Here is a 10,678-nt window from a genome sequence, read left to right as displayed (position 1 = left end):
TCGACTGGCGGTGCCGATGGCGCCGAGTTGCCCGTGTCGAACACATCGGCAACCCGCTCCTGCAGTTGCTTCTTCCAGTCCGTAATCTGGTTCGGATGGACATCAAACTGCTGGGCCAGCTCTGCCAGCGTCTTGTCCCCCTTGAGCGCTGCCAAGGCCACCTTTGCCTTGAACGCTGGCGAGTGGGTCCGTCGGTTTCGTTTCGTCATCTTCTGGTTCCTTGTTGCCGGCCATTATGGCCGACTCACGCCCCAGCTTTTCCACTCAACGTACTGTCCGAATTCTCGAAGCCACCTCAGAGCCATTAAAGGCAACTTCGACATACCCGCTATAAGCATAAGCCGGCAGCTGGAACGGTCCGCAACTCTTGCCATGTTGCCGCGCAGTAATGACATAACCCGTTTCTGCGGGATTGGCAGGTTGGCCAGCCCAAGTGACCTGCACGTTGCCGTTGCCGCCGACCGCTGCGGAGATCAGCGGGGCTTGGGGGACCCCGGCGGCTGGAGTGGGAATTGGCACCTGCTGCCCAAGGTTCGGACTTGCGTCGCTCACCAAGGTAGGTTGCCAACCGTCGGTGCCAGCCAGATAAATGTCAGGTGCTAGTGCGGCAGCCTCCGCCGAACTCAGCGCGACGTTGCTCTTCGGCGACGTCGTCTCGCGCTGGCCGATATCGAACGGCGCAGCCCCTTGGCCATTCATGTCGGCATACCGCGTATTGTATTCACGATAGGTGGAGGTCGGCAGATTGTTAGTGCCCGGCAGCCCGTTCAGCGGCGGGATGAACTCGATCCAGCCATCGCTGGTGAGCTGCGGTCCCATCGTGGAGTTGAGGAAGTAGACGGTTGAGTGACTTCCCCACGGACGGCCTAGCCAAGCGTTCGACATATATGGGCTCTTCGTGTGATCGAAGCCGAAGCTGCTATCCTCGCTGGCGCTCTCACGCTTTTGTGCGGTAATCGTCGCTTCACCGATCAGGCTGTCATGAATCTTGGTCTTGAGAGTGCAACCATCAAACACTGCTTTACCATTACCGAAGATATAGTCGACATTTCCCTCGACGTAGCAATTGCTGAAATAAGCTCGCCCCGGCCCATTAACGTACAGCGTATCCTGGCCACCAAGTAATCGTACCGCTCGATAGACATCCCGGTCTCCGTTCGAGCGTAAGGCTACAGCTTGGCCCTTGGCGCCAAAATCGGGAGCTTCGTAATCGGCTGAATTCCGGATGGTGAGATTGCTGAGGTAGACATCGTTGGCGACCACAGCCACGGTGTAGCTGCCAGCCGTTCCATACGGTTGCCCAGTCCCCGGATCGGTCGCGTTCGCCGAGTGATTGCCGGTGATCAAAACCTGCGATGCGTCAGTGCCGGTGCCGATCAGCTTCACGTTCGGCTTCGTAATGTCCAATGTCTCGGTATAGACACCAGGTGGGATTCGGATCACGCCGCCGCTTGGCGGAAGCGCGTCAACTGCGGCCTTGATCGTCGAAAAACTACCTCCCCCTCCGTCGTTGGCAGCTAGGATAACCCCTTTGGGATCGACATTGGTATTTAGCCCAACTGGAGTGATGCTACTGACATCGGCGGGAGGATTGCCCGGACTGCCCTTGCCACAAGGCGTGCGGATTTCTCCGGCGAGGAAAGCGCCGCTGTTGCAGGGAAGCATGTCGACATCGAGAAACAGGCTGCCCTTGAGTGATTTTTGAAAGGCAACTATCTCACGATTGGACAATGGCCCTGAGAACACGACCGCACGTTCAAATCCTGGCAAAGCCTGGACTGGAGTAAGGGTCGGAGAACCTTGACCAGGCGCATTCACGGCACCAACCATCAAGGGGCCAACAGAGCCGAACGGAGCTTGATTTGGTCGTGAGGTTGGCCCTCCAGCCTCGTACGCAAAGTGCGGGAAGCCGCTGTCAAGTACCGCCTCATCCCACTGATACGCCGTGAAGGCAAGAGAGTATGTATATGGCGCAAACAGATCGATTTTGACCTTACCGTCCGGCGTAAACGTGTAATAAACCCATTCGGTACCTGAGAAGCTTCCGGTTGGTCCGAGAATGTTCATGTCCCAAGGCTTTTGCCAGTAAGCTGTCTGAGGACGCTTACTTTGCAGCAAGCTTTTACCAAAGGACCACTTCTGCCCTGTCGCACTTGGTTGAGACCCAAGCATGAAGGAGGCATAAGCCGTATTATCCGCCGAACTGAGTAGCGAGACCGATGCGCCCCCGCCCGCTGCGAAGTTATCACGGGTCCGGTGAATAACGAGAATTGTAAAACCCTTCGCTGGATCGAGCCGCGCTATTTCGTTCGTGATAATCGACGTCTGGCTGGGAAGGTTGAAGGAATTGCGATCCGTGTAGAAGTCGTAAACTATCGTTGTTCCGTTAGGAACTTGATAGTCCGTGTCGAAATCTGGCCCATGATTATGGATAATTAGTTTTGGATAGTCATATTGTATTGGCACTACAACAGGCGTTAGCAACTGTATTTGCTTGGCACCTGCCGATTGCCGGCATTCTGCTTCGTTGGAGCATGTCTGCGCGGATGCTGCGGTTATATATAGCCCAGCAATTGCAGTGCCATGCAGCACAAAGAGTCTAAAAAGCTTTGACATGACGGAGCCACCTTGTAAAAGACAGGAATAATCTATCGCTTTAGTAAGTTGATATTTCGTCGCCCCAATGCCTGCAGCATATCCCCTACTGCATCGACCGAGTCTGTTGTTATCAGGTTGGTAGGATTTATAACTGCCATCTCCGGATCACCTCGATAATCCGGAATGATTGAGGCCGACGCTGTAGACTTCGGGTCCGTGATGTGAGCTACGCAACACATTCCGGCTGCGGTAGCCACTCCTTCTGGAAATAGATTGCTTTCTATATACGTAGCAAATCCCTTTTGCTGATCTGCATAATGGAAGTAATTTTCGAGACCATCACCTCTATAGTATTGATTCATCTCGAACTGTATAGGGAATGGCGCGGTGTTCCACTGACCGTAGTTAACGTCCTGATTGGGATCATAATTTGATATCTTGACGTTGTCGGCGTCAGGATTTTCTACGAGAACCAAGCCGCCGTTCACGTTGGGATTGTATGTAGTTCGACTCAGTACAGACCCGAGATCACCCGCATCTCTCGCGTTAATTTTGATTACAACGGCCTTGCTTAGTGAGGGATTATTTTTGGCAGCTATAAGGTCTAGGAGTTTCTGCATGATTTCCAGGCCGGACCCGCCGGGCGCCGTCTTGATGTCAACAATAACGACATAACCTAGACCGTCTGAGGTGACGTACTGTTCAAGAAGATCCAAAACCTCTGAGAAGCCCAAGAATTTTCCTTTATTCCCATTTGCATCTGAAAACACTTTTCCATGCCGATCCTTCAGGTCGACCTGCTTAAGTTGCGAATATGTTAGGCTGCTCACCGCGCCAGATCCTGTCGAAATACGGTCTATATTAAAATCGTGCGCGATAATCACCTGTTTATCGGCGGTAAATCGTGCATCGATCTCAACAGTTTCGTATCCGCGGTTCCAAGCATCTTGTAGGGCGTAAGACGAGTTCTCAGGATATATTTCCCAATATCCGCGGTGGGCGGACAGTAGGACAAGATCGGAAGAGGTACTCGATGGCTCGAACATCCTTTGAGTAATTTTGTCGACTACGTAGCTGGAGGGTATCACCGGTAAAGGAGTATCCGCTCTGGCAGCTACTGGCGTAAAAGACATAATCATGGATATTGCGAATATCTTTATATTCATGCCGCGCCCTCCATTGCCGCACTGATAACAAAACAAGGAAATTTTCAGTATTTCCTGTTCTCAATATCGCGTTAGAAGTCCGTTAAGAGCTAAATCTCTGCAACTCCGCCCAGTGAACGTGTAGATCTCTGACTTCCGATCGTCAACGACCATCATCCATGTCGGCACCGACGGCCATCAATGGCCAGACGGGGATGGCTATAATTGCGCAAATTCATTGCCGCGCACAAGGGCGAAAAAAACCGGATTCTCCATGCGATGCAAAAATAAATACCACGGTATCACTAATTGCCAGTCGCACTGATATAAAATGTTTTTCTATGCGATTAAGAATTTCTAATATTGATTCATTTGTAAGTGCGATCTAAGTGTTCACGAGAAATTGACTTGAAATTTGGAGCCATAGCCGGATAGCAGCTCGGCGAGTGGCTTTGTCCGGATGGGTACGAGTTCCCGTGCTATGGACGCGACTATGCATTTTTGACGCAAACCGGTTTGCCGAAGGCGTTCCACCGGTTCAGCAGGTTGGCGATGATTACGCCTTCGCCTTCCTGCGACGCAAGCTCCTGCGTCAGCAGGCGCTCGCCGATGCAGCGCTTGATGCGCGAGATCTGCGCCTCGACCAGCGAGCGCACACCGTAGCCGTATTTCTTGTGAAATGCATAGATGCCTTTGTCCTCGATGTATCTGACGATCGGGTCATGCCGGCGGGTTCGCTCCTCGCCGTGTACGACGGCGGTGGGATGACGGGCGTCACGCCCGCGCCTGAAAGCGCTTCGGTACGCTCGATGCTGTAGTACCAGCCATCGGCAATCACCCGATCCATCGGCACATCAGCGGGCAGCACGGCGTCCATTCCTTCGCTGTCCGATACTTCTGTAGTGGTGATGCGGATCGCGTGTACGTTCATGTCAGCGTCGATCGACAGATGCATCTTGCGCCACGGCGTGCGCGCGGCCTTCTGACCGTACTTTCCCTCGTACCACTGGCTCGCCCGCCCAAAGCTCAATCCCGTGCTGTCGACGATGGGACTGATCGTCTCGCCGCGCGCGAGACGTCGGGCCAACTGTTCGCAACGCTGCGTGACGCTCACCTCCAGTGAAGCGAACCGTTCGCCCAGCTGACTGGCGCTGGGCACCGGGATGTCCAGCCCGCGAGTCTCCCAGTAGTCCTCCATATAGCCGGTGATCTGCCGCATCCCCCAGCCGAACAGCCGGTAGAAGGTAAAGATCAGCTCGATGTACGCCGTGGTGTAGGTCGGCTCACGCCCCGACACGCCCGGCGTACGGATCTTTGCGTTGATAAGCTGCGCCTTCAGATCGCCGCCCGGCACATACAGGCTGATCATGCCGCGCTTTCTCAGGCTCTGGTTATACGCCCGCGCGTTCGTCACCCGGTACCCCGGCTTCTTGCGCTTGCGCGGTTCACCCGTCTTTAGTCTGGCTTTATATGACATTATTCAAGCTGGCTTCATGACCATGAAGTTGCGCTTTTACACAACCCGTAGCATCTTTGCCAACTGATTGCGGGTTTCAAGCAGACTGAAGTTGCATTTGATCAGTAATGCATATGTTTCATGAAATGCATGAGTTGGCAAGACAGGCAACGCGAAGCGGAAGTCTGATTTGCGAAGTGATCGACATGGTAACGACGCGCGCGGCCATGGCGCAATGCGCCGGCGAAGTAGCGACAGGCCGCCCTGAGGGCCGCGATCAGCTGCGGCAGTAGTGCCTCAGGTTGATCATCGTGTAGGCGAGCGTCTTGAGCGCGTAGTGCACGGCACTGATGCGTTCGAAGCGCAGCAGCAGGCGGCGGAAGGTGTCCTCCCAGGCGAACACGCGCTCGATGGTGCTGAAGCGCTCCGCGAAGATGGCCGCGTCGAAATGCCGTCTGCGACCGCGCTTCGGTGCCTTGCGCCCACGCGGGTTCTCGGGAATGTTGGGCCTCATGCCGCGGTTGAAGATCGCACGGCGGTTTTCGCGGCAGTCGTAGACGCCATCCAGACTGACGGTTGAGCCCTGCAGGTTCGCACCAATGGCGCGCGCCATGGCGGTGAGTTTGGGCAGCGCGTCACGCAGCAGGGGTGATTCGTTGCGATTGCCCGGCGCCGTCACGAATGGCGCGATGATGTTGCAGTTGCGATCGCAGAAGGCCACCACCTTGTCGCCCTTCAGATGCTGTGCCCGCTGTAGCCCAGGTTGTCGCCGCCTTTCTTTGCCGCTGTGGTCGTGCCGTCGCCATGGATGTTCGCGAGGTCGAGGAGCGGGTCCCGATGCAGTTGATCGACCGAGCCCGCGAAGACCCGGTCGATGCTGCCGTCAGCCTGCCAGCGTCGCATGATCCGGTAGATGCGGGTGTGGTGGATTTCAGGCAGCCCCTTTGCATCCGTTTCGATCGGCAGCCTCTTCCATTGACACCCCATATAGAGCGCCTTCAGGACGTAGTTGAACATCCTCTGTAACGGCAACGTCGGCGGCGGGCCGCGCCGGCCCCGGCTCAGGTGCGGCAAGACATATTGCCCGAACTGCGCTTCACTCAATTTCGTGGGAATCGCCTGCCGGCCATGGTTTGCAGCCATTTTCGCATCCGCAAAGCCCTCACTTTAACCGCTCCCCCCTCGCCAGCTCCGAAAGCCATTCCCGGTGGGGCTCGCAGACAAATTCGGCCCCTTCGGAAAACCCGCAATCAGTTGGACATTGCGATCAATAACGAGTGCGGCCGGCTGCTGGCCAATGTCGTGACCGCCTTCAACTCGGTACTGCTCTCACAACTGCTCGAACGCTACCAGCGGGAGGGAAATGAGAAGGCGCTCGCGATGCTGAAGAAGATTTCTCCGGTGGCGTGGCGGCACATCCACTTCCTCGGGCATTACACGTTTCGCAACGAGAACCCGATCGACATCGCGGCCATGCTTGCGGGTCTCGACCTTCTCTAACCACCTGAAATCAAAGGACTTCCAAAATTTCTGCGGTTCCGGCTTACAACCCCTACAGCGAAGTAAAATCGTCAGTGCGCCGGGAGACCGGCAAGGAGTAAAGAGTGCAAGTCTCTTACAACGAAGGTCTAGCAAACCACGTTGTCCCCGAGTCATGCGCACAATCTGCCATGCAGATATCATTATGGACTGCTAAAAAGTCATGACGACAAGAAAGATTGAAGTTTGTCAATTTCGGCCGGACCAGCGAATGGTACCGTCAGAAATACGGACGCGATGCCAGTCGGATGCCGTGGCGCAAGGTCCATCTGTCGATCCGGAGATGAACGTCCACTCGATCGTGTTCACGGAAGACACCGTGTCCAATGAGGCCGGTCTGAAAGCATACTGGCGGTCGGTGTGAATGTGGACTGTGTGATCGCCAACGGTGCGTACTACAGCATCGCACAGGCTGAAGCGTGGTCAGTCAGCGGCGTGCTGCGGATGATTCCGCCACCGTCGAACGCGATCGATAATTTATTTTAACCAACCAACCTCGTAGGGAAATAATGACTGGAAAATCTTTGATGATAAAGATGGCGGCAGCCATCCTTATCGCCTTATGTTTCGCGGCATGCTCGGGGAAAGGCCTTGACAGCGGCGCCCAAGCTACCAGCACGCCCCGCGCGCAAACCTACAGGTGCTCGAACTAATGGAACACATGCAAATTAGTCGCCGCCAGTTCATGCGTCTTGCGGCAGCCGCAGCGGGTACGACAGTCGCGTCGACTATTTTCCCTGGGGCTATCCAACGCGCGCTGGCTACTCCGGCAAACAACGGTACCGGCACGATCAATGACGTTGAGCACATCGTTATTCTGATGCTCGAGAACCGTTCGTTCGACCACTACCTGGGCTCGCTGTCCGGCGTTCGTGGTTTCAACGACCCGTCGGTAACCTCGGATATCTGGTCTCAGCCGGACCGCAATGGTGGGATCGTTACGCCGTTCCACATTGATACCGACAACACTAACTTCCCGATCTGGAAGGGTCTGCCGCACTCGTGGCCGGATAGTCAAGCTGCCAACAATGGCGGCCGCATGAATAATTGGGTCCTGGCGAAAGGCGGGGCAACGATGGGTTACATCAACCGCCAGGACATTCCGTTCCACTACGCCCTGGCTGATGCATTTACTGTGTGCGACGCGTACCACGCATCGATGCCCGGCCCGACCTGCCCGAACCGTCTGTACATGCTGACCGGCAGTAACGATCCGCATGGTCTCGGCGGCTTTGGGCCGATTATCGATAACAACAACATTACCCAGTTCACCAATGGTCAGGGCAATATGTACGGTCCGGGCTGGGTGACCTATGCTGAATCGCTGCAAAATGCAGGCATCAGTTGGGGCGCGTACCGTCAAGGCACCGACAAGACGAGCAACGACAACAGCGATGGCGGTATGAACGTGCTTCTCGCCTTCCAGAATTTCGTCAATGCTCTGCCGGGCAATCCGCTGTACGACCGTGGCGTCAACCCGCGAACCCTGGCGCAATTCAAGCAAGACGTGCTGGCCAATACGCTGCCGCAGGTTTCGTGGCTGTTCGCTCCGCGAATTTTCTGTGAGCACCCACTGTGGCCGCCAGCATACGGCGTCGAGTGGATCGCACGTATTCTGGATGCACTGACGTCGAATCCGGATGTTTGGAGCAAGACCGCCTTCATCGTAACCTATGACGAGAACGACGGCTTCTTCGACCACGTGGCTCCACCGCGCCCTGCGGCTACGTCGGCCAACGGTTTGAGCACCGTGGAAACGAGCGACGAAATCAACCCTGGCGACGGCAACCCCTTCGGTCTGGGCAATCGTGTGCCGACGTTTGTCGTTTCGCCGTGGAGTCGTGGAGGTTATGTTTGCTCGCAGACGTTCGACCATACTTCGCTGATCCGCTTCATTGAACGGCGATTTGGCGTGCACTGCGGCAACATCACCCCGTGGCGTCGCGCAGTTTGCGGTGACTTGACTTCGGCATTTAACTTCAAGACGCCTAACGATGTTTTCCCGACTTCGGCTCCGACTATCAGTATGTCAGTGTCGCTGCCAACTAACGCCGTGGATTTTGCTGCTGTGACGGCAGCAAATATCAACAAACCTGTTCCGACGCCACCGGCAACGCCGGCCGGCAAGCCGGTGGTTGAGTCCGGCACTCGTCCGGCACGTGCAATTCCGTATGAGCTGTTCGCGAAGTGCGCGGTCACCGGTGGTGGCCCTGCAGTGCACTTCGGTAACACGGGTGGTGTCGGAGTGTGCTACCGCGTTGTTGACCGTCTGAACCTGTCGAATGCACCAAAGTACTACACGGTTGAAGACAGCAAGACCCTGGATGATTTCTGGACATTAACCAGCGGTGCATACGATCTGCGCGTCACCGGTCCCAACGGCTTCGTTCGCGAGTATGTTGATACTCCGAGCACCAGCGCCGCCCTGCAAGTTGAAACGTGCTACGGTAGCGATGGCTCGATCCGCCTCTCGCTGATTAACGTTGGTTCGGGCGATGTGAATGCCACGGTCAGCGACAACGCTTACAAGATGGCGCCGCAGACGACCAGGGTTCCGGCGGGTCAAACCGTTGAACTGCCGATCGATCTCACCGCGAGCATGAGTTGGTACAACTTCAGCATCACCCTTAAGGAAAACAGCAATTTCATGTGCAAGGTTGCTGGTCACGTCGAAACCGGTGCAGATAGCATTACCGATCCGGCCATGGCCTCGTAAGGTGTTGTAATGCAGTTGTAGTTCCGCTGATTTGCGGGATAGCTCTGCTAAGAGTTTATCGAAAACTGGTTTGAATTTTGTTGCCGTAGCCAGCCAGCAGATCGGCTAGATTCTCATGGTTTTCGTATTAAACTCAGCAGTTTAGGCGGAGATGTGGCGAGGTTTTAACGAATCCCGGCAAAACCTCAGCATGGGTAGCCGAAATCTGACCGATACGGCTATTCCTCTTGGGCGGGGTGGAAGCGACGGCACGATGACAAGGACATGCCAAGCAACGGCATCGAACGCTGCCTTCTCGGCGCATAAGGAAGGTTTGCGTTCGCTCGTCCGCAGGTGGTCCTGGGCGCCTGCGATTTGCTGCTCGACCGTCGGCGAAAGTGACGAAGACGTCAAGACCAGCCTCGTCTATCGTGATGCGGCGCTTCCCTTGTTCGCGTGGGGACGCTAAGCATCGCGGAGCTGAAAATCCAGTCGAACTCCGAGAACTCGTTCAAGATTCGGCAGTTCTCACGCTGGTTTCGGGGCCGGACGCGGTACAGAAATTCTGCAATAACGAGCTTTTTGGTTCTGCAGATATTGCATTTAGCTATCCGGCGGTGTTCAGCCTTTCAATATCCGCTGTTCCGCCTGGCCCCATTTGGAGTTCTATCGACCCGAAGTCAGAACCGTTACGGTATAGAGCATCTCGTTACCGTGAAAGCTGGGTAGTGCGGGCATGTGCATGCCCCCTCGCGTGGCCCGCGAGTAAAAATATCGCCATGCCCGACCCCTCGTTGTGGCGACGGTTAGGTGGTGACAGAGGCTGAGGCCTCGTCCGGCCATTGGCCGATCGCCTTCAACTGCTTGATCCAGCGGGGTGCATTTTTCTTCGCGCCGATGGCCTGATAGTCGATCTGCGGGTCGTGATACGCGACTTTGCGTGTCAGTAGTCGAACCTGAACAATTCAGAGAGCCTTGTGCGGCAGAGCTTTGAGGCCAAAATGGTGTTGTGAGATCTGCAGGAACCTGGCACATTAACGTGAGAATCCTGCATTTTTCGATGAGGTGCGGATGGGTCCGAAGACGCCTGTGACGGAGGGAGATTTCTTCCGCCAACCGCTGCGCGAACAGATCAACCTGAAGCATCCGTTGATACGTTTGGCCGACCTCATCAACTGGGAGCGACTTGGCGCATCAATGAGCGAAAGCTTTGTATCGCGCAAGGGTCGACCGGCGACGTCTCCC

At 55.6% G+C, this 10,678-nt stretch carries 7 protein-coding genes and 2 pseudogenes; 3 read left to right on the top strand and 6 right to left on the bottom strand.

Annotated features, from left to right (window positions below; translation table 11 throughout):
* From M3A49_RS41040 to M3A49_RS41015, 6 genes and pseudogenes are all read right to left on the bottom strand, one after another.
* A partial coding sequence (locus tag M3A49_RS41040) for a transposase (protein WP_266233859.1) occupies positions 1-209 on the bottom strand: 209 nt, incomplete at its 3' end.
* A 55-nt stretch (positions 210-264) separates the two neighbouring features.
* Entirely contained in the window at positions 265-2,616 is a 2,352-nt protein-coding gene (locus tag M3A49_RS41035; RefSeq protein ID WP_266233858.1) for a pectinesterase family protein, read from the bottom strand.
* Positions 2,617-2,648: 32 nt separating this feature from the next.
* The gene (locus M3A49_RS41030) at positions 2,649-3,764 is read right to left on the bottom strand and encodes a glycerophosphodiester phosphodiesterase family protein (RefSeq protein ID WP_266233857.1); all 1,116 of its coding nucleotides are present in this window, start codon (positions 3,762-3,764) and stop codon (positions 2,649-2,651) included.
* Positions 3,765-4,335: 571 nt separating this feature from the next.
* Positions 4,336-5,112 carry a transposase gene (locus tag M3A49_RS41025; RefSeq protein ID WP_266233856.1) on the bottom strand — a complete coding sequence of 259 codons (777 nt, stop codon included), beginning with the start codon at positions 5,110-5,112 and terminating at the stop codon, positions 4,336-4,338.
* 364 nt (positions 5,113-5,476) lie between these two features.
* Positions 5,477-5,944, bottom strand: a pseudogene (locus tag M3A49_RS41020) (transposase); the annotation flags it as partial.
* A complete protein-coding gene (locus tag M3A49_RS41015; protein WP_323183567.1) occupies positions 5,935-6,216 on the bottom strand; it encodes a hypothetical protein in 282 nt (93 codons plus the stop codon). The gene M3A49_RS41015 and the pseudogene M3A49_RS41020, both read right to left, overlap by 10 nt.
* 237 nt (positions 6,217-6,453) lie before the next feature.
* Between M3A49_RS41015 and M3A49_RS41010 the strand changes: the two genes are divergently transcribed.
* The 3 genes and pseudogenes from M3A49_RS41010 to M3A49_RS41000 all read left to right on the top strand — a co-directional run.
* Positions 6,454-6,699, top strand: coding sequence for a Tn3 family transposase (locus M3A49_RS41010; RefSeq protein WP_165979569.1), 246 nt, complete (start codon positions 6,454-6,456; stop codon positions 6,697-6,699).
* 691 nt (positions 6,700-7,390) lie between these two features.
* The gene (locus M3A49_RS41005) at positions 7,391-9,454 is read left to right on the top strand and encodes a phosphocholine-specific phospholipase C (protein ID WP_323183566.1); all 2,064 of its coding nucleotides are present in this window, start codon (positions 7,391-7,393) and stop codon (positions 9,452-9,454) included.
* Between the two features lie 1,050 nt (positions 9,455-10,504).
* A pseudogene (locus tag M3A49_RS41000) lies at positions 10,505-10,678 on the top strand (IS5/IS1182 family transposase); the annotation flags it as partial.

Origin of the sequence: Paraburkholderia sp. CNPSo 3076 (genome assembly GCF_026343935.1) — a bacterium.
Lineage (GTDB): Bacteria > Pseudomonadota > Gammaproteobacteria > Burkholderiales > Burkholderiaceae > Paraburkholderia > Paraburkholderia nodosa.
The sequence above is the reverse complement of the archived record's forward strand: the minus strand, read 5'-3'. Positions and strand labels throughout refer to the sequence as shown.